The following is a 23,679-nucleotide window of genomic DNA, read 5'->3' as shown; positions in this document are numbered from 1 at the left end:
AATATACGAAATATAGGAGTATTTTATGACCAGGATTGGAATTGATATTGGCTCTACTGCTTCAAAGGTATGTATTATCGGCGATGATGACAAGCCGTGCTTCAAGGTTCTCCCGACAGGCTGGAACAGTAAGATCACTGCCGGCATCATTAAGGAGAATCTGGAGGAGCGCGGCATTGATATCGATAAGGCCAAGATTGTTGCGACCGGATACGGCCGTATCTCTGTAGACTATGCTGACAAGGTAATCACCGAGATTACGTGTCACGGGCGCGGCGGATATGAGATGGCCGGAAGGGAAGACTGCTCGATTATCGATGTCGGCGGACAGGACACCAAGTACATCTTGGTGCAGAACGGCAGAGCAGTCGACTTCCTGATGAACGATAAGTGCGCCGCCGGAACCGGCAAATTTATCGAGGTTATGGCGAATCGACTCGGACTTACAATCGAAGAGCTCTTTGAAGAGGCTCAAAAAGGAAAGCCTATACCGATTAGCTCGATTTGTACGGTTTTCGCAGAATCCGAAGTTATCAATTACATGGGAGAGGGGCGTCCTAAGGATGAGATAGCTGCAGGTGTAATAGACAGTGTCGCAACCAAGGTCGTTACTCTGTGTCAGAAGAAGTCTATTGCCGATAAATGCGTGATAACCGGCGGTCTAAGTGGAAACGAGTATTTTGCTGAACTTTTGTCTAAGAAACTTGGCAGGACTGTAACTCCCCTCCCGGACGGGAGATATGCAGGTGCATATGGGGCAGCGATACTCGCCGGCAATATCGCAAAATAATTAGATTATCCGAAGATAACTCGGAAACAGTAAATGGAGATGTCGCATTTCTTGATGCGACATCTCCTAATATTTTACATTATATATTATCTTTTCTTCTTCTGAAATATACCGCCAACAGTAATACTCCTGATATCACTAACAGCGCAACATACAACGGTACACTTACATCATCACCGGTCTTTGGTAACTTACTATTGTTTGACGGCTTGCCGGGTTTGTTCGGAACTGCATTCTTGCTATAAACAGCATATACCGTCATATCCTCGTTAACAATGGTTGAACCTGTAAATTTAGTTCCTTTTCCGTCATTTTGAGTATTCCACTCCTTAAAAATATAACCACTCTTTGTTGGCTCACTTGGCATCGATTGATCAACTAAAGCATCGTTATCAATTGATTTGCCGTTTTCCACCTTTACGGTTGCGTGTGTAGCATTTCCATCCTTGAAAGTTACGGTGTTATCAGCCGGCTTATTTATCTTGAAAGTATAAGATATTCGGTTTGGCTTATTTGAGTCTGCCGCCTTATCCAGTCCACTAGGATCTTGGATTGCTGCAAATGACCAATAATACCTACTCGCACAATTTTCATGTCCCGCACCCAACTCCTCATGATTGTTATGTTCGGGAGATGGAAGGTAAAATTTTTCAGTATGCGAAGTAGCAAAGTCATAGAATCCGGAAACTGTACCTCTTATAGTCATCTGAGAATCTTGATTTGAGTCATTAGAAACTTTTAATCCTGAAATACTAACATTAATGTTACTTGTATCTATGGAATTAATCTTTTCAATCAAGTCTTTCCATTTGCAAACTTTGGCCTTTTCATTTTTACGTAATTTTACAAGCAAAGTATTTCCTTCCCTTGAAACATTTGCTGTAAATCCATCTAATCCACTTATCTTTGCAGTTGGATTATTACTAATAGTTACCCCATTAGGAATATCTAATGTAAAAACAAGTTGAGCATCTGACATTGCATACTGATTGTAAATTTTCTGAATTCCCTCATCTGACATACCGCCTACTTGAGTTGAGAACAAAGCGAATCCATTGATATAACGCTTGAACCAAGATGCATTCATAGAAAACTCAAGGTCAATTGGATCACCTTTCTTATATTCGTCTATTTTCTTTGAATCGATGCTGCCTTTAGCCTTTATATCGGCTAAAACTTGCAATTTCTCTAAGGGCTTACTAGTTTCTTCAGTAGTTAAAATGTCACTTTGTTTAAACTTATGTGGATTAGTTCTATCTTCAGGAATCTTGGAGAATTGCTGAAAATACGGATTGCTTTGAGGTTCCCTTGGATGAAGAAATATGTTCAACCCACTCCACTTTGAAATAATACCCGTATTTACAAACTCAGGAGCACAATAAAAATCGACCATTGTGCTAACCTTTGCATACTGATTAACAGCAGTGTCTTTAGGTTCCAACACATATTTAGGAACAAGAGTTTTAAAATATTCTATAGATTTTCCCGCAACTACCGGAATGCTTTCCACTTTTGAATATTTTAAGTCAACCCAATAATTTTCCTTCCTTATTTCTTCACTTTTATCAACTAAATTCACACCTCCACCCTTACTTTGCATAAAATAATGCACCGGATGAAGCGAGCTTAAATCTTCATCTGCAAACACAATTGATGTATTTGAGAGCGGTATTAATATGATCATAAGAGTCAATATTAAGCTAATATTTTTTTTAACTGCCTTTTTCATCAACACTAACGTCCTCTCTTAATTGTTAATTACTTATAACGTACACGGAGATTTTAGCATATATATATATATATGCTACTATGTATTAATAAAATACATAGTAGCTGACATTCGTTGTTCGGAACATATAAAATCATGTCTGATAGACTTTGTGATATTTTTGCATACAACCTTTTTATATTCTTTCATTTATAAATTCAATGAAATTCTTAATCACCGGATCTATCCATTTACCCTTATGACATATAATATTGCTCTTAAGCTCCGGATCAGGGCAGGAAACATCTATTAATGCCAAATTTCCATCCTCGATTGCCTGCTGTACTACGAAATACGGAAGATAAGATACCCCATATCCCCCCTCAAGTATATTGATGATTGCAGACACAGAACCAATCTCAAGTACCGGTTCAAGCTGTACCCCGATATCATTTGCAAATTTATTTAGATAGTATGTGTAGCCGACCTCCCTGTCCGCAACGATTAACTGCTCGGCGAGGATCTTGCGCAGCGACACCTTCTTGCCCGCCAGCGGGTGATCAGGGTGCGCAACAAATACAATCGGAACGTCCTTCTCCAGTATGCGCTGGAAATTCTGAGGATTAGGCGGTTCGGTCATCGCCCATACGAGATCCATAGTGCCGGCTATGAGCTTCTCGCGCAGATCCTTAGTGAAGTCCGAGACCTGAATCACGATATTTACATTTGGATGCTCCTTGATAAAATCAATAGCGGCCTGTGGCAAAGCTCCAATGGAGAGACTGGATGTTGTGCCTATCCTGAGAGTCCCGCTGAGATCGCCCTGCTCCCGTATACATGCTATCGCTTCATCCTCGGCTTTGAGCAGGCGGAACGCATATGGTAAGAAAGCCTCACCTGCTCTGGTGAGATTGATCCTCTTGCCTATTCTGTCAAAAAGCGGCGCTCCCAGCTCATGCTCCAGCTGCTTGATCTGCGCCGTTACAGCTGCCTGCGAGTACCCGAGGCTTTCAGCCGCTCTCGTAAAGTTATTCATCTCTACAACCTTGATAAAGGTAGCTACATTACGATTCTCCATATTCCCTCCAGCAGAAATCCGCTATTATAATTTTTTATTGATTAACACATTTTAATTAATTTTACATGTTGGGTTCCAGGGTCTATTATATAGGTACAGCAAGGGTGATTTCAAGTTAATTGCTGTTATTACAAGATCCATCCATAGAATATTCATACAGGAAGAGCGAGGATATTATCCCCGCTCTTTTGTTATACCTTTTTATTGTGCCCCGCTAGATTGACAATTAATTTTTATCAAGCTGCTTCAAATGTCTATTGAACCTGCTGCAACTAATTACTTGTTCCTGGACTTCTTTTTAAGCGACTTGTAGGCTGCACCCTTGCCTGCCTTTTGAGCCTGCTCCTCCGCCTCTGTCTGCTCCTGCTCGTCGGCAGCCATCTGCTTCTCCATCCTGATTATAAGTCTGATAAGGCTTACCGCAACAGTCAGATATACTATCGTCATGAGGATGATCATAGCCCCCAGAGTTGCACTCTTGCCACCGTTCATATATCCGCGAATCATCACTGTGTCAGCAATTACAGCCGCTACGATGAAAATCCCGACTCCAATTCTGCCCTTCTTCATGCCGCCCGGCTTCTCGTATTTTGAATTCTTCTTGTTAGCCATCTGCCACCTCTTTCTGTTTTCTGTTCAGCTCTCTTGATAGTACTCCTTAATTGTTGATACTCTGCTTTTCGATTATCTTATCTACTATAATCATCTACGATTTAACAGCGCACATGCCACACCTTTACCGCCATCCGATACCTTCTGCTCGCGAGCCTCCAACAGCTCTCCACTCCGCACCGTCACTGATGCTGCATATTTTTACCTGTCAATCGGTCACAACCTCTAACAGACCTTCACTCCGCATTCGCGCTCCATGATGTGTGCAAAGATTTCGATCACTGCAACCACAATCTCGATACAGTGCTGCTTGCGCTCCGGAGTCTTGAACTCGTAGCCCTCCAGCAGCTCCGGACACAGTGCGCTGCCGAAGCCGGCTATCACCTCGTCGTTGAGTTCTCTCACGAGTGCGATGCACTTCTCGTAGCTCGGATCACCGGGGATTACACGTCCGAAGACTTTGCCGAGAGCCATTGTCGCTCCCGCCACTGCTCCACACACATTACCGCCATTTCCAAATCCATATGGGAATCCGGTTGCGATAGCCATTATGTCATCGCTCATGCCGAGATCCCAGTGCTTGTTCGCTATTGTAACTACCGACTCGGAGCACATGCAGCCTGTCGTAAATGCATCTACAACATCCTTCTTCACCGCTTCAAGATTAACCTGTTCTACCATGTCGTCTCTCCTAGCTGTCACGCTGCCGCGTGGCGATTTGATTTAATAAATAGAGCGCGCATCGCTGCGCGCCCGTTTATGCTGTCAATTGCTCATTACTTGAGCGTTACTGCAACGAATTTCTTCTTGCCCTTCTGAATTGTGAGTTTGCCGCCCTCAAAATCCGTGAGAGTTACTTTTCTCTTCCTGTCTGTAACCTGCTCGCCGTTGATCCTGACACCGCCCTGCTCGATTGTTCTGAATGCATCGCCATTCGACTGAGCGAGCCCCAGTTCCTTGAGCAGACTTGCGAGGCCGAAGCCTTCGCCTTCAAAGCCGGACTTATCCATCTCCTCAGTTGGCATTGTCACTGCGTTAGTACCGCCGGCTGCGAATACTGCGCGAGCATCCTCGAGCGCCTTCTTCGCCTTATCTTCGCCGTGAACCAGCTTGGTTACCTCATAAGCCAGGATTTCCTTGGCCTTGTTGATCTCCGCCCCCTCGAGCGAGGACAACCTGTTAACCTCGTCCATTGGCAGGAATGTCAGCATGCGCAGGCACTTGTTAACATCTGCATCTGCAACGTTTCTCCAGTACTGGAAGAAATCGAATACGGAAACTCTATTCTCATCCAGCCAGAGCGCACCGCTTGAGGTCTTGCCCATCTTCTCGCCATCGCTCTTGGTGAGAAGTGAAAATGTCATGCCATATACATCGAGGTTGTCTCTCTTCTTGGCGATATTGACACCGGCGATGATATTGGACCACTGGTCGTTACCGCCGAACTGCGCCTTGAGTCCGAAATCCCTAGCCATTACATAGAAATCGTAACCCTGCATCAGCATGTAGTTGAACTCAAGGAATGTAAGTCCCTCCTTGATTCTTCTCTTGTAGCACTCTGCTCTCAGCATCTCGTTGACGTTAAACAGCGATCCTATCTCACGCACGAACTCGATGTAGTTAAGGTTTCTGAGCCACAGTGCGTTGTTAGTGCTGATGGCAAATCCCGGCTTAGGCTCCCTGTTCTGATGACCCGGCTTGTTGACGCCGTCGTTATCTAAGTATTTCCACTCGTCGTCGAATTGCAGGAAACGGTCAAACAGGTCTTTGAATTTTCTGCCATTTGCATCGATCTCCTCGACGTCCATCATGCGGCGCAGATCGGTTCTGCCCGAAGGGTCGCCAATCATAACTGTACCGCCTCCAACTAGAGCAACCGGAGTATGTCCGTACTTGAGCATATATGCAAAAATGATAATCTGGATCAGGTGTCCAACATGCAGACAGTCTGCGGTTGGGTCAAATCCGACATAGAACTTGATCTTCTCCCTTTCGAGCAGTTCGCGCATAGCCTTAGGATCTGTGCACTGCTCGATAAGACCTCTCTCTTCAAACACGTCGTATACGTTAGTGTGCTTACTCACATTGTCTGGAATCTGTATCATTTTAGCCCCCTTCTACTTAAATAACCTGCAGCTCTCGCCGCAGGCCTTACGTCATTAGCTTGCCGAGATCACTTAGTGCCGTACAGTCTGTCGCCTGCATCTCCCAGGCCCGGGAGAATATATGCATTTTCGTTGAGTCTCTCGTCCTTAGCTGCAATATAGATGTCTACATCGGGATGTGCCTTATGTAGAGCATCTATCCCCTCCGGTGCCGCTATCAGGCACATGAAGGCGATGGCGTGTCCGCCTCTGTTCTTGATAGAATCGATTGCGGCGATAGCGCTTCCACCGGTTGCAAGCATCGGATCGACAGCGAAAATCTTTCTCTTCTCGATGTCTGTAGGCAGCTTGCAATAATATTCAACAGGAAGATGAGTCTCCGGGTCGCGGTACAGACCGACGTGTCCAACCTTTGCATTCGGAACGAGCGCAAGCATACCGTCTACAAAGCCCAGACCGGCTCTCAGGATCGGCACAATTGCGATGTCCTCTCCCTCCAGCATTCTAACCTTAGTCTTGCACATAGGTGTTTCGATCTCAAACTCCTCGAGAGGGAGATTTCTCGTCGCCTCAAAGCCCATAAGCATAGCAACCTCAGTTGCGAGCTCTCGGAACTCCTTCACGCTAGTGTTTACATTTCTCATAAGTGCGGTCTTGTGCTGAATTAGCGGGTGGTCAAACACATATACCTTGCCTTCTCTGTTAGCCATTGTAATCCTCCTGGTTAATTCACTTACTCACTAGTATATACGAATACGTGCAGAATATGCTAGTCGTCCAGCATATTTATGCGGCGAAGGTGCTTGCCGCCCTCAAATCCCGTCTCAAACCACCTGTCTACAATCTTGAATGCCAGATCCTGTTCGATCATCCTCGCGCCCATAGCCAGTACGTTTGCATCGTTATGTCTCCTCGACATCTCAGCCATCTCGACAGAAGTGCAGAGCGCACATCTAACGCCCTTAACCTTGTTGGCAGCGATCGAGATTCCGATTCCGGATCCGCAGATAACAATGCCTCTTTCAGCCAGACCTCTTGCAACTGCCTCCCCTACAGCCTTTCCGTAGCCGGGATAGTCCACCGGCTCTGTCGAATCCGTGCCGAGATCAATAATCTCATAGCCCTCCTTAAGCAGTTTGTCCTCAACCGCCACCTTGAGCGGATATCCTGCATGATCACATCCAATGGCAACCTTCATATCTTCCTCCTGCTATTTTCAAATATTCCCCTTTATTATACACCTGCAGACAGCTGTATGCTCTGACAACTTGTGCATCATTCGTGTACTGACTGCGCACTGACCGCGTATTTACGGGATTACCGTCTCTATAATGACACATAGCTGCGCCGGTATTTTCCAATCCGGCAGAGCTCTATACTTCCAGTATGTCATAGCCTGCCGATTTAACCATCCTGTTCATTACCGAAAACCCGACTTCATCCCAGTCGTATGAGGCGATGTATATCACATCTACGCCATCTCTGTCGAGCTGCCTGAGATTCGCAAAATACCTGACCGCAGCTTCATCGCCCTTGCCCTCATAGTCCAGAACTGCCGTCTTGATACCCCTTGCGACTGCTTCCGCTGACAGCTTAGCAATGGCCTCATGCACAGCAGCCTTGTCTCCCTCGACTATCTTGACATCCGCCTTTGGCGCATAATGCTTGTATTTCATACCCGGAGACTTCGGGTGAAAGTCATCCGAATCGGGCTTCTGAAACAGTGACGGATCGTATTTTACCTCGCCACCCACAACCTCTTCAATCCTGCTCTTGGTTATAAAGCCCGGTCTGAGTATGGTGGGTACATCAGACGTCAAATCCAGAACTGTAGACTCTATGCCTATCACAGTCTGCTCACCCTTAACTATCGCATCAATACGGCCGTCCATATCCTCGGCAACGTCCTCAAAGGTCGTCGGACTCGGCTTGCCCGATAGATTTGCACTAGGCGCTGCGATCGGAACCCCGGCTGCCTCAATAATTGCCGACGCTTCCTTGCGCTCCGGCCATCTGACTGCCACCGTATCCAACCCGCCCGTTGTAACATCCGGAACTGCCGGATGTTTGTGCAGCACGAATGTTATAGCCCCCGGCCACAGCTTCCACATGATATCCTTCTGCGAATCTGTGAAATCGCGAGCTACTCCGTTCAGCATCTCGAGGTTGGAGACATGGACAATCATCGGGTTGTCGCCGGGTCTGCCCTTAGCTTCATATATGTGCCTGGTCGCAACGGGATCAAGAGCGTTTGCACCCAGCCCGTACACTGTCTCCGTCGGAAAAGCCACAAGACCGCCATCACGAAGGATTTGGCCTGCCTTGGCGATCCCTTCCTCGTCCGGAAGAATAATCTGTGTCTTCATTGGATGCCCCGCCTTAGAATTCCCTCATCTTTTCAGCCTGATCCTCAGTGATCAGCGCATCGATAACCTCGTCCAGATCCCCGTCCAGGAAGGAGTCCAGCTTATACAGCGTGAGGTTGATGCGGTGGTCGGTGATGCGGCTCTGCGGGAAGTTGTAGGTTCTGATACGCTCAGATCTGTCTCCCGAACCGATCTGCGACTTCCTCTCTGCAGCGATTTTGTCGTTCTGTTCCTGCTGCATCAGGTCATACAGTCTGGCCTTCAGTACCTTGAAAGCCTTGTCCTTGTTCTTGATCTGCGACTTCTCGTCCTGACAGGTTACTACGAGTCCTGTCGGGATGTGCGTGAGCCTTACCGCCGAATCTGTCGTATTGACGCACTGTCCGCCATTTCCTGACGCTCTGTATACGTCTACGCGAACATCGTTGGGATCCAGATTGACCTCGACGTCATCCACCTCCGGCATCACAGCGATTGAAGCTGCAGAGGTATGAACTCTGCCTCCCGACTCCGTTTCAGGAACCCTCTGTACCCTGTGAACTCCGCTCTCGTACTTGAGTCTGGAATATGCCCCCTTGCCCTTGATGAGCAGCACAGCCTCCTTGACTCCGCCGATTTCAGTCTCGTTGCTCTCGATGAGCTCTGTCTTCCAGCGCATTCTCTCGGCATATCTGAGGTACATACGGAGAAGGTCGCTCCCAAATAAAGCTGCCTCGTCACCGCCGGTACCCGCTCTGACCTCGAGTATTACGTTCTTGTCGTCGTTAGGATCCTTTGGCAGCAACAGAATCTTGAGGCTCTCAGTGTACTGCTCGATAGCAGCCTCGTTGGACTTAAGCTCCTCACGAGCCATCTCACGCAGCTCCTCGTCGTCCTCCAGCTCGAGAATTTCCTTTGCCTCTTCAAGCTCTTCCTTTGCCTTTTTGTAAGCCGTATACTCCTTAACGATTGGCTCGAGGTCGCTCATCTCCTTCATCAGCCTCTGCCATTCCTTCTGCCTGGCAATGACATCCGGATCCGAAACCTTCCGGGACAGCTCCTCGTATTTCTCAAGTATAAAATCTAGCTTGTCAAACATAATTACGTCCTCTGCTTATGATATGAAAAAAGCGTTGGGAAAACCACCGCCTGTGGTTCCAAACGCTCTAAAACGAGGACGCTGCAAACAGCGTCCTCTGAATATTGTTTCCCTAAAGGTTGTATTTGTTCTTGAACTTCTCTACACGTCCACCACGGTTAGCAAACTTCTGCTGACCTGTGAAGAATGGGTGGCACTCGGAGCATACGTCAACTCTCATAGTGTCGGTATTTGAAAGTGTAGTAAAGGTATTACCACATGCGCAAGTAACTTTACATTCCTTATAATCAGGATGGATTCCTTCCTTCATGCTAGTTCTCCTTTTCTCAAAAGTCTATCGTGCGCAACAATGCAATCGCTCCAATAGCCCTGCCATTATATCAAAGCAAATTAGCTTGTGCAATAGGGAAGTCCAACAAGTATTGATTTCCGGGCATTTTGATGCTGATTTTAACCCTTTTCGGATTGAGAAATCGCACATGAAAGTATATTATATAATTTAACCACAAGATGTAGACAAGAGGAGGTACTCCCATGCTTAAGGATAAATGCGTAGTCGTCGGTGTTACCGGCGGAATCGCCGCATACAAGGCTGCTTCTCTGGTGAGCGCGCTCAAGAAGGATCATGCCGATGTTCACGTAATCATGACCCGGAACGCTGCCGAGTTCATCTCGCCGCTGGTATTCGAGACACTTACGGGTAACAAATGCATGACAGATACATTTGACAGGGATTTCAAGTTTGATGTCGCACACATCTCCATTGCAAAAGCCGCTGACTATTTCGTCGTCGCTCCGGCAACTGCAAACTTCATCGCTAAGGCTTCTTATGGCATAGCTGACGATATGCTGACTACGACATTTCTGGCCGCTGCCTGCCCTAAGCTGGTAGTTCCGGCGATGAACACCAACATGTACCTCAACCCTATCACTCAGGACAACCTGATGAGGTTGCTCAAGGTTGGAATCAGGGTGTTGGAGCCCTCCAGCGGCAAGCTCGCATGTGGAGACGAGGGCGTCGGCAAGCTGCCCGAGCCGGATGTCATCCACGAGGAGATACTGTTCGATCTGTCCTTCGACAAGGATTTGAAGGGGCGAAAGGTTCTCGTCACAGCAGGAGCTACACAGGAGGCTATCGATCCTGTTCGCTACATCACCAATCATTCGACCGGCCGTATGGGATATGCAATAGCAAAGGCTGCCGCCTACCGCGGCGCGCAGGTTACGCTTGTGACCGGCAGGTCCGGACTTCCGCCTATTCCATACATCGATACGGTCGAGATTACCTCAGCCGCCGAAATGGAGCGCGAGGTGCTCGGATACGCGCCTAATGCGGACTACATCTTCAAAGCAGCTGCAGTAGCGGATTACACGCCCGTTCAAGCTGCAGACGAGAAGATTAAGAAGCAGGACGGAGACATGTCTATAGAATTGAAGAGGACTTCTGACATACTTGCAGAGATCAAAGAGATTAGAAGGCCCGATCAGATTATCTGTGGCTTTTCCATGGAGACGGAGAATCTGCTCAAGAACTCACGCAGCAAGCTGGAACGAAAAGGGCTCGACATGGTATGCGCTAACAACCTCAAAGAGGACGGAGCCGGATTTGGCGGAGATACCAACTTAGTCACAATCATCACCAGGTCGGACGAGACCGAGCTCGGTAAGCTCAGCAAGTTTGACACCGCCATGGCCGTTATCGACAAGGCTATATCCCTGTCGAACGAGGCTCCGATATCAGGGGTGCGCGACGTAACACTGTAGTCGCACTGCTGTAGATATGGCTTTACAATGGCAGTGCTTAGGCATGAATCTATAGGACGCAGTGCCTATAGATTGAATAATTGACTAAGATGATAATGCAACTGTAAATAGATGGTATCGGATATGAATAATCAAGAATTAATGGTCACTACAATCAGGAGCGCTCTGCTCAATCCGTCTTTTCTGGAGACATCCGGCTTTGATGAGGACGTGATGACGAGACGCACGAGCGATGAAAACTTCGTCGAGATGGTATACGAGCTCGCTTACCATTCCGGCAAACACGGCAGATACCACTCCCGTACTATCCTCGACATCAGCTCGAGGTATACGCCGGAGCTCGTGGACGTTCCAATCGAGGGCTGGCTGGAGCACACAAGGCTGTATCTCCTGCATGTGCTCTTTCCTCACATGGACGCCCCTCTTGAACCTGAGAAATACGCAGACGGCAGGAACATGCTGCTACAGATTATGCGCGGCATATACGTGTACGAGCGACAGGTACTGTCTTTCGACCCACGATACGATATGAAGCTGCTCAGCGACGAGGAGATTGAAGATAATGCTTTTACAGACGAGTATCTGAGACTCAAGAAACTGGTTAAGCGCGAGTTCGTATATGAATTTATGCGTATCAGCGCCGATATCTCGCCTTTCAACACTCTCGGGCACATCAGCGGTGTTCATTACGTTGCGATGTATGCAGCCAGACAGCTGCACGAGGTAGGCATAGATGTTGATCTCGGGCTCATTTCAGGTGCCGCAGCTGCGCACGACATCGGCAAATACGGTTGCCGCAAGGAGGAGGAACGCCGCGTTCCGTATCTGCATTACTACTACACAGATTATTGCCTGACCAGATTTGGGCTGCCTACGATTATGCATATCGCTGCTAATCACTCAACATGGGATCTGGAGCTCGAGAACCTGTCGGTTGAATCTCTGCTGCTCATCTATGCGGACTTCCGCGTCAAGAGCACGAGAAACGAGGATAATGAGGAACTGATCCGCTTCTATTCGCTTGACGAAGCTTTTGAAGTCATATCGAGCAAGCTCGACAATGCGGACACAACCAAGAAACGCAGATACGAGAAGGTATATAACAAGCTGCACGACTTTGAGGATTTCATGCGCGAGAACGGAGTCACAACTTCCCTTCCTGAGGATTGGTCAGAGACTCCCGGATTTAAGTGTGCGCCTAAAGAACGTGAGCTTGTCCTGCTCGATGGGAGGGAAGCTACATCACAGCTCAAGTTCCGAGCTATCGAGCATAATATCAGACTTATGAAGATATTTAACAGTCCGTCAGAATTCTCCGAGCTGATTGAGCGTGCTCGCAGTGAGACACAGTGGAATAATATCAGAACGTATCTCAACATCCTGGGCGAGTATTCGACATACATGACGGAGGATCAGAAGTCGATGACGCTGCGATTCATGTATGACATGCTATTTAACAGAGAGAGCGACATCAGAGAGCAGGCTGCTCAGATAATGGGGCAGATTGTAGCCCGATTTCGCGAGGAGTACAAGAAGGAGCTGCCTAAGTCGGTTCCTGTAAGAGATACCGACACCACCAATCTTGCACAGTTCACATTCTATCTGGATAAGCTGCTCAAGCCATCTCACAATCACGCAGAATTTCACAGGAAACGTATTGTAGAAGGAACCCCTGATTTTGTAAACCAGGTCGTAAGGAACTGCAGACCTTCGTGCCGCAGCAAATATTTTGATGTGCTCGAGGCTCACTACCATGTGGCGGAGCTCGACGAACAGACAATCATTGTACTTTGCAGCACTGCCCTGGGCATCGACAAGGAACTGATGCCGGAGAGCTTCCTCGAGAACCTGATGTTCTTCACCAAGGATATCCTCGGCAGCTACAGCGTTAGCGCCGACCTGCTTGCGCTCGCATTGATAGAAAAATTCTTCCCGGATACAGGCATAGACGTAGAAACCAGGCGACTCAACGTCATGGGCATACAGGCAGACAGCGATGTGACGGAGGCCCTTCTCTCCTCGCTGTTCCTCGACGACCTCAAAGCCGGCACAACCTGGATAGTAAAGCTCTCCAACATTGATTATATGTTCAAGCTCGCTAAGCGGGGTGACAGCCTGATGCATATCGCTACGCATTTTGCCAACCTTATCAAGGTCAGCGAGACGATTATAGTCAGAAAGCGTGCCGGCAGAAGACTCGTTGAGCTTGCCGACAGTATGCCGCGTGAGCAGCTCAACGAGCTGTGCATCGAGCTCTTCAACGGACTTGAGCTCGGGGATTATCAGTTCATCAAGTTCATCCCCGGCTACCTCGGTCAGCTGATGCTGCACTTGCCGGATGAAGAGCTGGACGAGATGATTGCCGGGCTGGAAACCTTGCTAAATACAGGTAACGACAAGTCTGCAGCTGCCTCACTCAACACTGTGGCAGTACTGCTTGAAAACTATGACAATGTCTCACCGGACAGCAGCAGTACGGAAGAACACAAAAAGAAGCTGCTCGGGCTGATTGTCAAATTTATAAGCCATTACAAGACTTCTATATCGCAGGAGGCGCTGCGCGTGCTCGGACTGCGCGTATTGGGAAGCCGAAAGATGAGCATGAAATCAAAGCACTGGGTAGCAGTACACGGCTTCAAACGATTAGCTGCAATGATTCCTCTTATTGGAGATGACCTTGGTCTCGAGTTCTACAACAATGCGGCGGTGCTCAACAACATATACAGGTTTATAGCCGGTTACATCGCAGATGTGGGTGATTTTGAATTTACTGAAAGCAACAAGATTGCCTTCTTCCCCGGCACCTATGACCCATTCAGCCTGGGACACAAGGCAATTGCCACAACTATTAGGGACATGGGCTTTGATGTCTACCTTGCACTCGATGAATTCTCATGGTCCAAGAAGACTCTGCCTCACATGCTCCGTAAGAACATACTGGCCATGTCGATTAGCAACGAAGAAGGCCTATGCATATTCCCTGACGATATTCCTATCAATATCGCTAATCCCGAGGACCTGCGGAGATTGAGAGAGCTTTTTGCAGGCAAAGAGCTGTACATCGCTATGGGTTCGGACATAGTTGAAAATGCGTCATGCTACAAGACGGCGCCCAGCGAATACTCGATTCACTCGCTGGGACACATAGTGTTTGATAGAGAATCGCGAGATGATTCGCATAGCGACAGCAGTGAGACTCTTTATCCAATCACCGGCGCAGTGATCAAGCTCACGCTCAAGACGTACTGTGAGGATATCAGTTCGACCAGAATTCGTGATAACATCGACCTCGGCCGAGACATCGGAACCCTGCTCGATCCGATAGTTCAGAACTACATCTACGATATGAATTTATATGAGCGCGAACCCGCATACAAGCACGTGTTGCAGACTCGAGAGATTGAATTCAGTGAGTACGAGCACCATGATGCATCATTTATAGTGCCTCTTCAGAATGCACTGTCGCAGGCAGGCTACGAGTGCTCTGCCCTGCAGGAGTATCTCGGGGATGTCGACACCGAGTCGCTGTTTATAAGCGCAAACAGCGAAGAACAGCCTCTGTGCGCCTTCGCAGCCGCACACAAGCTGCGTACACATAACTTGCTCGAAGAGTTTGGCAGTAACAAAATTGCCGCAACTGTCAGGGGAAATGCTCTCGGTTCAATCGCCGTCATAGGCGCATTTTACGCTAGTGAGACCTCCGGCAGCTCAAACCGGAAACAGATATTACTCACAGAGATACTGACCGCTCTCCTCGCCAGGGATTATACATACGTAATCTATCACCCGGTAGATCCTGCGGGAATGGACGAGGACATTATAAATATGCTGAAACGGCATGGCTTTATAGATATATCCGGTGGCGGTGAAGCACCGATCTACGCAGTGGAAATGAAGTCTCCGATTGTGCTGTTCAGAGATGTTGAGGCTTGCATCAAGACACCATTAAGCAAGAACCCCAGAGTTATCAAAGCTCTCGATGATGCGCACGACAAGCTGCTGAATACCTTTAATCAGCTGTTTCCCGGTCAGCTGATTCTGTCATTCAACACAGATGCTGTGTACAGCCGCATTGTAAATATGGTTGCGGCTGAAAATGGCGTACCCACAGAACCCGATCCGCTGAAGAGGCGTGGTCCGTATATGTCAGTGCCATACGGCAAGGCTCTATCCGACGTAGCCTTCCCTAATACTGTAACCAAGGCTCTAAGGACGGATAAGTACTTCAAGGACGATCTTTCGGGATATACCATCAGAGAGTACAGAGGCTATGCACCGCTACAGGATCAGATAAGGACCATCAAGTCATTTGCAAGACCTGCAATATTGGTGGATGACTTGCTGCACAGCGGACAGCGGCTAAATCAAATAGCGCCTCTGATGAAGGACGAGGGAATAGACATCCGCAAGGTCGTCGTCGGTGTGCTAACGGGCAGAGCGCTTGACGACATGAAGAATAGCGGTATTCCGGTTGATGGTGCGTATTTCATACCTAACATCTCAATTTGGATAAACGAGCATGACAGCTATCCGTTCTTTGGAGGTGACAGCATAGACCTTGTCGCTGAATCGAATGAATCTAAGACCGTCAATTTGATGCTGCCATACACTTCATTCAGCTTCGTGGGCGAAGACGACATGGAGAAGGTCTATAAGTATTCGGTTACCTGCCTCGAGAATGCTCGGGACATCCTTCGCATACTCGAGCAGGAATACCAGGCTGAATACGGACGCAAGCTGACTCATAAGCAGCTCGGAGCAGTCATCTCAAGGCCTTGCACACCAATGCTGCCTCCGGGCCTCGAGTATGACAGCTCCTTCGCAGCTTCCGAATTTATCGAAAACGATATTCGCAAGGCGGAGAGACTCCACATGGTTAAGAAGTAGTGCTGTGCTCCTCCATCGCCAGCTTGATCAGACTGTCAAGCAGCGTTGGTCGATCGATACCCATCGCCTCCCAGAGCTGCGGATACATGCTGATATTTGTAAAGCCCGGCAGTGTGTTGATCTCATTAAATACAACCCTGCCTTCCTCTGTATAGAAGAAATCCACTCTGGATAACCCACGGCAATCAAGCGCCTTAAATATCTCGACGGCCTTGCTTCTGATTTCCTTCTGCTTGCCGACCGGGATATCATCTACCACACGGGTCTTGGACTCCGGATTGTTGTATTTGGCATCGTAGTCGTAGAACTCGCCTGCGGATAGAATCTCGCCTACATATGAAGCCTTTGGATTGTGGTTGCCGAGCACTGCTACTTCCATCTCCCTACCGACAATCATCTCCTCGACGAGCACCTTGTCGTCATACTTAAACGCATTTTCAATAGCCGTCTCCAGCTCCGACTTCTTCTCGACCTTGGACGCACCGACCGATGAACCTGCTGAGGATGGTTTGACGAACAGAGGCAGCTTGCCGTCATTCGTACTGAGAGCATTCATAATCTCGCCTTCACGGTCGTCTGCAAAATCCTTTCTCTTAATCACGCAGTATCTCGCCTGGTCGATGCCGATCTCTCCCACGATAATCTTGGTGAACGACTTGTCCATACAGTTCGCAGAAGCCTTTACTCCCGGTCCGACATAAGGAATTTCAGCCAGCTCGAAGAGTCCCTGAATAGTTCCGTCCTCGCCGTTATCACCGTGCATTACAGGAATGATGCAGTCTATGTGTTTAACTGCCGCCCTTTCCTCATCATCGAACACGAGGATACCGTGAATTGTAGGGTCTGCCGGCAGGCACACCTGTTTGTTATCTGCTCTGTTCTCCCATTCTCCGCTCGCGATTTCATCAGTAGCGGCCTCGGTTTGGTACCATCTGCCCTCTTTAGTTATACCGATCTGTGTAATTTCATAGCGGTCAGAGCCGAGTCCATCGATCACGTTCACTGCTGAATTGCGCGATACCTCGTGTTCATCGGACTTTCCTCCAAATATTACTGCAATGTTCATCAATCAACCTCCAAATTTTGAAGTGCTTCCAAAGTTCTTTTTGTTGTACCTTTAAGTACACCTTTTCATAGCAGCATGTTTTAAAATCATTCTTGACTATTTATCAGATTGCTATGAAGGTGTGCCCGGCTTTTCCGCAACAACCACTCTGTTCTTGCCTGCCAGATCCTTGATTATCGCCGCCGGCTTGTAGTAATGTGTCCTCTCGAGCAGGAACACAACCGCCTCTCCTTGGTCATAGCCTATCTCGAGGGCGAGCACTCCGCCGTCCTTAAGGTGAGCGGCAGCGTTATTTGCAATAACCTTATATGCATCCAGTCCATCCTCACCGCCATCGAGCGCCAGGCGAGGCTCGTGATCCTTAACCTCAGGAGCGAGCGTCTCGATTATATCCGACTTGATATACGGCGGATTGCTGACGATTATGTCAAATTGCTCATCAGACCTTAGCGCCGAGAACATATTGCCGAGTGCGAAGCTGCTGCGTTCCAGCACTCCGTTGAGCTCTGCATTTTTCATCGCTGTGGCGAGGGCCTGCTCACTGATATCTGTCATCTTGACAGACGCATCCGGAACCATATGCGCAATCGAAACGCCGATAGCGCCACTGCCCGTGCACATGTCGAGCACGTCCGGATGCTCCAGCTCCATGCCGCCGATGATACCAAGTACCTGATCCACGAGCACCTCCGTGTCGAGACGAGGTATTAAAACATTCTCATTTACACGAAACGGCAGTCCCATGAATTCCTGCACCCTTGTAATGTACTGTAGAGGCATCCCCGAAGCTCTCTCGAGAATCCGCTCCCTGTAGTCTGCCATATCCGACTCGGATAGCAGCTCGGTGTTCCTCGTTATTATTTCGTTGTGGGTAAATCCGGTTACGTAACAAAATATGTCATCCGCATCGCCGTCAGGATTGCTTACCCCTGCAACCTGCAGCTTCTTGCGACCTTCTCTTACCAGGTTTCTGACCATCGCCACGTCTTCATCGTATCTCTTGTTATCGAGAGCATCAAATATCGATTCCTCCGCCTCAGCTTCACCGTCCGCATCACGAGCCTCTGCGCCGGCTGTATCTCCGGAAGCGCTTATAATCCCCGGTTCCAGCTCGCCGAGCACTGCTCGCAGTGAAACGATTGCTACCTCCAGCTGGTCTTCATCCGGTTCTCCGGTGGTCAGCTTCTGCATCATCAAACCGGGCCAGCTCAGTACCTTGATAACCACGTTGTCGCTGCGCCCCGCCCACTTGAGCAGCTCGTAGCTGATACCCGCGATGACCGGCATCAACAGCAGCCTGGATGCAATTCTCCACACCAGATTAGGCCATCCTAGGAAGGAAAAAAGTATCAAACTGATGATGAGCACGAACATGACAAAGCTCGTACCGCAGCGGGGATGCAGCGTGTAGAAGCCCTTTGCATTTTCAGGAGTGAGCTCAAGCCCGTTCTCATAGCAGTGGATGGTCTTGTGCTCCGCACCATGGTACCGGAAGAGCCTTCTGACATCATTCATCTTCGAGATTAGCAGCACGTAGAGAACGAATATCAGCAGCCTCAGGATTCCCTCTGCCAGGTTGAGCAGTATAGAGTTCTTGGTCACGTGCTTGAGCACGTTGACGCTGTACGTCGGGAATATTACGAACACCGCGATTGTGATAAGCAACGAAATCAGTACTGATATAGTGAGCATCACATTCCATGCCGTCCTGTTGCCAAATTTACGATCGAGCCACTCCTCGAGCTTGCTCGAGTCTACTTCATCTTCAGGCATTGCTTCCTCGAGGATTCTTGTCGAACGCATCAGTGTCTTCATGCCGTAGACCAGCGAAGAGAAGAAGCTGACGATACCCCTGACAAAAGGAACCTTGCTCACCTTAGAAGGTCCTTTCATATCTTCAATTTCCAGCCTTATATCACCGTTTGGAAGTCGCACCGCCAGCGCCTGCTTATCTTCTCCGCGCATCATGACGCCTTCCATTACAGCTTGTCCGCCGATCTTGGTCGGCTTCGCATCCTTGATGAAAATCTTACTGTAGTCCATCGCTCCCTCCGGATTTTTAGAAATTCAGCTCCTTGAGCATAACGTCTACAAAGTCCTTGTTGCACCTTGTATGGCTGAGATTGTCAAGCATCCTCTCCGTGACTTCACCCGGATTTCCGGATGCCATCTCACGGCGCATCATATTCATAACCAAGTACTCGTTATCGTCGAGCAGCAGCTCTTCCTTCCTCGTGCCGGACTTCGCAAAGTCGATCGCAGGGAATATTCTGCGCTCGCTCAGCTGTCTGTCGAGGTGAAGCTCCATGTTGCCCGTACCCTTGAATTCTTCATATATCACATCGTCCATCCTGCTACCCGTGTCCACCAGGGCTGTCGCAAGGATTGTTATGCTGCCGCCTTCCTCGAGATTCCTTGCAGCTCCGAAAAATTTCTTTGGAGCATGCAGCGCTCCGGGATCAAGTCCGCCGGAAAGCGTCCTGCCGGAAGATGGCGTCTCCATGTTGTATGCGCGAGCGAGTCTGGTGATGCTATCAAGCAGTATAACCACATCCTTTCCCTCCTCGGCGAGGCGCTTAGCTCTCTGAATTACCATCTCGGCAACCTTGACGTGGTGAGCCGGCAGCTCGTCAAAGGTCGAATATATTACCTCCGAGCGAGTGAGTGCCCTCTTCATGTCGGTAACCTCTTCAGGTCTCTCGTCCACGAGCAGCACTATCATCTCTATATCAGGATATTTGCTCTCGATGCTGGAAGCTATCTGCTTGAGCAGTACCGTCTTGCCGGCTTTTGGCTGAGCGACGATCAGGCCTCTCTGCCCCTTGCCGATAGGCGCAACCAGATCCATCGCCCTGGTCGCCAGCTTGATACTTGAGTCCTCCAGCACGATTTTCTTGTTAGGGAAGATAGGCGTGAGTCTGTCAAAATGAGGCCTTCTCCTGGCCGTAATCGGTGGCTCCCCGTTAACCTCCTTGACATAGAGCAGTGCCCCGAAGCGCTCGCCCTGATTAGGATGCCTCGAGATGCAGCGAATCTTGTCACCCGTTCTGAGGCCAAACCTTCTAATCTGGATCTGAGACACGTATATATCCTTTTCAGATGTCAGAAAGTTGTTGAATCTGAGGAATCCAAAGCCGCCATCTGCTATCTCGAGGATTCCCTCTACCTCCGGGCGGTCTTCTTCATTTCTCTTGTAGCTATCATCCTGTTCGTCAGCTGCTTCTGCATGATTGACGCCACGCGACTCATTTGTTACATGCGCATGATGTGAAACACGCGAATAATAAGCCTTGTGAGCTCCTTCTTCGGCTGTGTGACTCTTACCGGTGTCAAATCTGTCGGTCGAATCGGCTCTATCGCCGGCTGCCGCACTGTTCACAAGTTCAGCGGCGGCCGATGTGGTAGCCGGCTTGGTTTCCTGCGGCTCTGCCGCCGGCTGAGCCGCATCCGGATTCTTGCGAGGCCTGCCGCGCTTTCTTGCCGGGTTTGCAGGTTCTGCGGCGGCTGCAATAGCTGTCGTCGCAGCTGCTACAGGCGGTATAGTTGTTGTAGCTGCTTCTAATACCGCGGATGTAGCAGCGGCCGCCGTATCGGTTGTAGCTGCTGCTGCGGCCGGTGTGGTAACCGCCTTGGTTTCCTGCGGCTCTGCCGCCGGCTGAGCCGCAACCGGATTCTTGCGAGGTCTGCCGCGCTTTCTTGCCGGGTTTACGGGTTCTGCGGCTGCCGCAATAGCTGTCGCCGCAGCTGCTACAGGCGGTATAGTTGTTGCTGCTTCTGATACCGCGGATGTAGCTGCGGCTGCCGTATCAGTCGTAGCTGCGGCTGCGGCCGGTGTGGCAGCCGGTTTGGTTTCCTGCAGCTCTGCCGCCGCCGGCTGAGCCGCAACCGGATTCTTGCGAGGTCTGCCGCGCTTCCTTGCCGGTTTTGCGGGTTCTGCTGCGGCTGTGGTAGCTGCTGATGCTGTGTTTTCATTAGCGCGCTGACCATCGTGAAGCGGCTCTGCCTGAGTCGCCTTTATGCGGTCCTCCGCAGTTGTAGGTTCACTCTTGCGAGGAAGCCTCTTTGCAATTAGTTTTCTACCTGTGGATGAAGGCATAGTTTCTTTTTCCATTGTTCCTCCTGAGCTTACAGCTCTTCATTTCCGCCAATTGTCGAAAGGATTGTTTCATCCTTAGTGTCTATCTGGCTTACACGTAGCTTCTTGACATCCTTAGGGTCGACCTTTTCCTTGAGTCCCAGCAGCGTAGGGCTGAGGTACACGGTCTTGAGGACCTTACCGTCGAGACTGACAGTGCTGTGCTCCGTAAAATTCTGTCCCTTGATGTAGTAGTTCTTACCAATTGACGTGATTCCGTCAATCTTGATTTTCTTGTATCCCATCTTCATGTTAGAACGCGCATATGGGTTCTTGCCGCCAAATACATAGTTCTTACCATACAGCATATCGTATGCAAGCGTCTTGAGATTAGATAGATACGCCTTTGAGTTCCTGTCCGCGGTCTGCTCGTAATCGAAAATTACGCCCTGGTGACTTAGTCCGGCTCTCTTGAGGATGTCCGACGCAACCTCGTATGAAGTTATATCCTTATCCTGCTTCTTGAGTCCGATGTTATCCCAGATTACATATCTGGTCTGATAGAGGTCACCTGTTCCATAATCTCCCTCCTTAACATCCAGCGCCGGGATGTGATCTCCATAGATAAGCACGATAGTGGGCTCTCCGGATTCCTTGATCCTGTTGAGCAGATCTCCGGTAAATTTATCCATCTCATGCATCTCGTTTACATAGTATTCGTACTTCCACTTGGTCGCCTCGTCCTTGGCCTTAACCGTCGTGTAAGGATCCTTGAATACCTGCTCCGTTGGATAAGCTCCGTGTCCCTGTACCGAAATAATGTGAAGCAGATCCCTTGTATCCGACTTGGTAATCATATCCATGATATCGTTGGTCATAACCTCGTCCTTGGCCCATCCGGTTGGCGTCTTGATGATGTTGTTCATATATTCCAGCGAAGTAAAGTTGTCAAACCCCAGCGATGAGTACACCTCGTTGCGGTTATAGAACAACGCTCTATGGTTGTGTAGTGCATGTGTGCTGTAGCCGTGGCTTTTGAGGACATTTGCAAGACTCTGCAGTGACTGCTCCCGCAGCTTACCCTTATACGGGTACTCCCCGGGGCCAAAGAATCTCGAGCTGATACCCGTCAGCACCTCGAACTCAGTGTTGGCTGTACCCGCGCCGCAAGCCGGCACCTTGAACCACCCTGTGGAATAGTTCTTCATCAGATTGGTAAATACCGGTGTCGGATCGTTGGACACCTTGATATTCTTGTAGTCTTGCGCGTATGAGAAGGACTCCAGCTGCAGCACGATGATGTTAGGATATTTCTTAGCATCGTTCTTCTGAGGTAAGGTCGTATTAGTTCCGTTCTTGGTGTTGTTCTTGAGAATCTCCTCGATTTTACTCTTGGAATAATTCCTAGGCTTTCTGATACCCTTGTTAACAGATGTGTTGAGGAAACAGTACGCAAACCCGTAATCTCTATATGCGTAGTTGAGGTTTCCGAAGAATGTGCTCAGCGCTTTAGATTCGATCAGACCAAACGTACTGCTTGCAAATACCATAAACGACGCAGCTATAATTGCTATTTCCTTCTTGTAATTGATGTTGGTCCATTTATAGCAGTTAATGAAATACAGTGCAACTATCAATAGTGCAACGCCAATAATCGCAACCCCTAGAGTAATCTGCGCCTTTGAGTAATACGTAGAGAGCAGCGAGAAGCCGTCCTTTGTATTTTGCATATCGTAGAGAGTGAACGGAGTCATCCGCTTGAGCAGTATTACGCCGTTTACCGTTCCGAGGACTCCCCAGAAAATGCATATCATCAGGAATGCGAATCCGCGTTTTCTGAACATAAGTGCCAGACACATCGTCGTAAAAATCATCAGGCAGTTATATAAGAATATAATCGGGTGCTGGAATAGGAATAGAATTCCGTCGAACACGCCGCTCGTGATGCGTGCAAAGGTTTCTATGTACAGGTTCATTGCAAAAGCCCATATAGCGAGCTTGAGGATATATCTCCTATCGTGTAGCTTTCCGTCGTTGAGCTTCGGCACCTTTTTGGGGAAACGCTTGCGGTATCTATCGTGAACCCTGACCGCACCTCCCTTAATCCTGGCGATTACGCCCTTACAGAACTTTTTAAATTTCATGCTTAG

At 48.8% G+C, this 23,679-nt stretch carries 17 protein-coding genes; 3 read left to right on the top strand and 14 right to left on the bottom strand.

Annotated features, from left to right (window positions below; all coding sequences use genetic code 11):
• The first annotated feature begins 25 nt into the window (after window positions 1–25).
• Window positions 26–790, top strand: a complete 765-nt coding sequence (locus tag HMPREF0581_RS03630; RefSeq protein WP_036380517.1) for an acyl-CoA dehydratase activase — start codon at window positions 26–28, stop codon at window positions 788–790.
• Between the two features lie 79 nt (window positions 791–869).
• Here the strand turns inward: HMPREF0581_RS03630 and HMPREF0581_RS08270 are convergent, their stop codons facing one another.
• The 10 genes from HMPREF0581_RS08270 to rpmE form a co-directional block, all read right to left on the bottom strand.
• Window positions 870–2,519, bottom strand: coding sequence for an InlB B-repeat-containing protein (locus HMPREF0581_RS08270; protein WP_051426920.1), 1,650 nt, complete (start codon window positions 2,517–2,519; stop codon window positions 870–872).
• Window positions 2,520–2,694: 175 nt separating this feature from the next.
• Window positions 2,695–3,576, bottom strand: coding sequence for a LysR family transcriptional regulator (locus tag HMPREF0581_RS03620; protein WP_036380515.1), 882 nt, complete (start codon window positions 3,574–3,576; stop codon window positions 2,695–2,697).
• Window positions 3,577–3,852: 276 nt separating this feature from the next.
• Window positions 3,853–4,188: a hypothetical protein gene (locus tag HMPREF0581_RS03615; protein ID WP_009643425.1), complete on the bottom strand. Its 336-nt coding sequence runs from the start codon at window positions 4,186–4,188 to the stop codon at window positions 3,853–3,855.
• Window positions 4,189–4,413: 225 nt separating this feature from the next.
• Window positions 4,414–4,869, bottom strand: coding sequence for a C-GCAxxG-C-C family protein (locus tag HMPREF0581_RS03610; RefSeq protein ID WP_036380512.1), 456 nt, complete (start codon window positions 4,867–4,869; stop codon window positions 4,414–4,416).
• 95 nt (window positions 4,870–4,964) lie between these two features.
• The gene (gene tyrS / locus HMPREF0581_RS03605) at window positions 4,965–6,293 is read right to left on the bottom strand and encodes a tyrosine--tRNA ligase (RefSeq protein ID WP_051426919.1); all 1,329 of its coding nucleotides are present in this window, start codon (window positions 6,291–6,293) and stop codon (window positions 4,965–4,967) included.
• A 68-nt stretch (window positions 6,294–6,361) separates the two neighbouring features.
• Window positions 6,362–7,003: a uracil phosphoribosyltransferase gene (gene upp, locus HMPREF0581_RS03600; RefSeq protein ID WP_009643423.1), complete on the bottom strand. Its 642-nt coding sequence runs from the start codon at window positions 7,001–7,003 to the stop codon at window positions 6,362–6,364.
• A gap of 59 nt (window positions 7,004–7,062) precedes the next feature.
• Window positions 7,063–7,491, bottom strand: a complete 429-nt coding sequence (rpiB, locus tag HMPREF0581_RS03595; RefSeq protein ID WP_036380510.1) for a ribose 5-phosphate isomerase B — start codon at window positions 7,489–7,491, stop codon at window positions 7,063–7,065.
• A 175-nt stretch (window positions 7,492–7,666) separates the two neighbouring features.
• Window positions 7,667–8,659, bottom strand: coding sequence for an L-threonylcarbamoyladenylate synthase (locus tag HMPREF0581_RS03590; RefSeq protein WP_036380508.1), 993 nt, complete (start codon window positions 8,657–8,659; stop codon window positions 7,667–7,669).
• A 13-nt stretch (window positions 8,660–8,672) separates the two neighbouring features.
• Window positions 8,673–9,737: a peptide chain release factor 1 gene (gene prfA, locus HMPREF0581_RS03585; RefSeq protein WP_036380506.1), complete on the bottom strand. Its 1,065-nt coding sequence runs from the start codon at window positions 9,735–9,737 to the stop codon at window positions 8,673–8,675.
• 112 nt (window positions 9,738–9,849) lie between these two features.
• Complete coding sequence (gene rpmE / locus HMPREF0581_RS03580) at window positions 9,850–10,047, bottom strand: 50S ribosomal protein L31 (protein WP_009643356.1); 198 nt, start codon at window positions 10,045–10,047, stop codon at window positions 9,850–9,852.
• A 224-nt stretch (window positions 10,048–10,271) separates the two neighbouring features.
• Here rpmE and coaBC point away from each other — a divergent pair, with 224 nt between their 5' ends.
• Together coaBC and HMPREF0581_RS03570 are read left to right on the top strand one after the other, a co-directional pair.
• Entirely contained in the window at window positions 10,272–11,501 is a 1,230-nt protein-coding gene (gene coaBC / locus HMPREF0581_RS03575; protein ID WP_036380504.1) for a bifunctional phosphopantothenoylcysteine decarboxylase/phosphopantothenate--cysteine ligase CoaBC, read from the top strand.
• A 123-nt stretch (window positions 11,502–11,624) separates the two neighbouring features.
• Window positions 11,625–16,388, top strand: coding sequence for a nicotinate-nicotinamide nucleotide adenylyltransferase (locus HMPREF0581_RS03570; RefSeq protein WP_036380502.1), 4,764 nt, complete (start codon window positions 11,625–11,627; stop codon window positions 16,386–16,388).
• Here the strand turns inward: HMPREF0581_RS03570 and HMPREF0581_RS03565 are convergent.
• From HMPREF0581_RS03565 to HMPREF0581_RS03545, 4 genes are all read right to left on the bottom strand, one after another.
• On the bottom strand, window positions 16,378–17,454 hold the full coding sequence (locus tag HMPREF0581_RS03565) for a D-alanine--D-alanine ligase family protein (RefSeq protein ID WP_036380500.1): 1,077 nt from the start codon (window positions 17,452–17,454) through the stop codon (window positions 16,378–16,380). The genes HMPREF0581_RS03570 and HMPREF0581_RS03565 overlap by 11 nt on opposite strands.
• 111 nt (window positions 17,455–17,565) lie before the next feature.
• Window positions 17,566–19,497 carry a peptide chain release factor N(5)-glutamine methyltransferase gene (prmC, locus tag HMPREF0581_RS03560; protein ID WP_051426918.1) on the bottom strand — a complete coding sequence of 644 codons (1,932 nt, stop codon included), beginning with the start codon at window positions 19,495–19,497 and terminating at the stop codon, window positions 17,566–17,568.
• A 16-nt stretch (window positions 19,498–19,513) separates the two neighbouring features.
• Window positions 19,514–20,833 carry a transcription termination factor Rho gene (gene rho, locus HMPREF0581_RS09045; protein ID WP_036380571.1) on the bottom strand — a complete coding sequence of 440 codons (1,320 nt, stop codon included), beginning with the start codon at window positions 20,831–20,833 and terminating at the stop codon, window positions 19,514–19,516.
• A gap of 746 nt (window positions 20,834–21,579) precedes the next feature.
• Window positions 21,580–23,673: an LTA synthase family protein gene (locus HMPREF0581_RS03545; RefSeq protein WP_051426917.1), complete on the bottom strand. Its 2,094-nt coding sequence runs from the start codon at window positions 23,671–23,673 to the stop codon at window positions 21,580–21,582.
• Window positions 23,674–23,679: the final 6 nt, after the last annotated feature.

It is taken from the genome of Mogibacterium timidum ATCC 33093 (assembly GCF_000525775.1).
Classification (GTDB): domain Bacteria; phylum Bacillota; class Clostridia; order Peptostreptococcales; family Anaerovoracaceae; genus Mogibacterium; species Mogibacterium timidum.
Note: the sequence above shows the minus strand (reverse complement) of the source record. Positions and strands in the feature narration are given on the sequence as shown.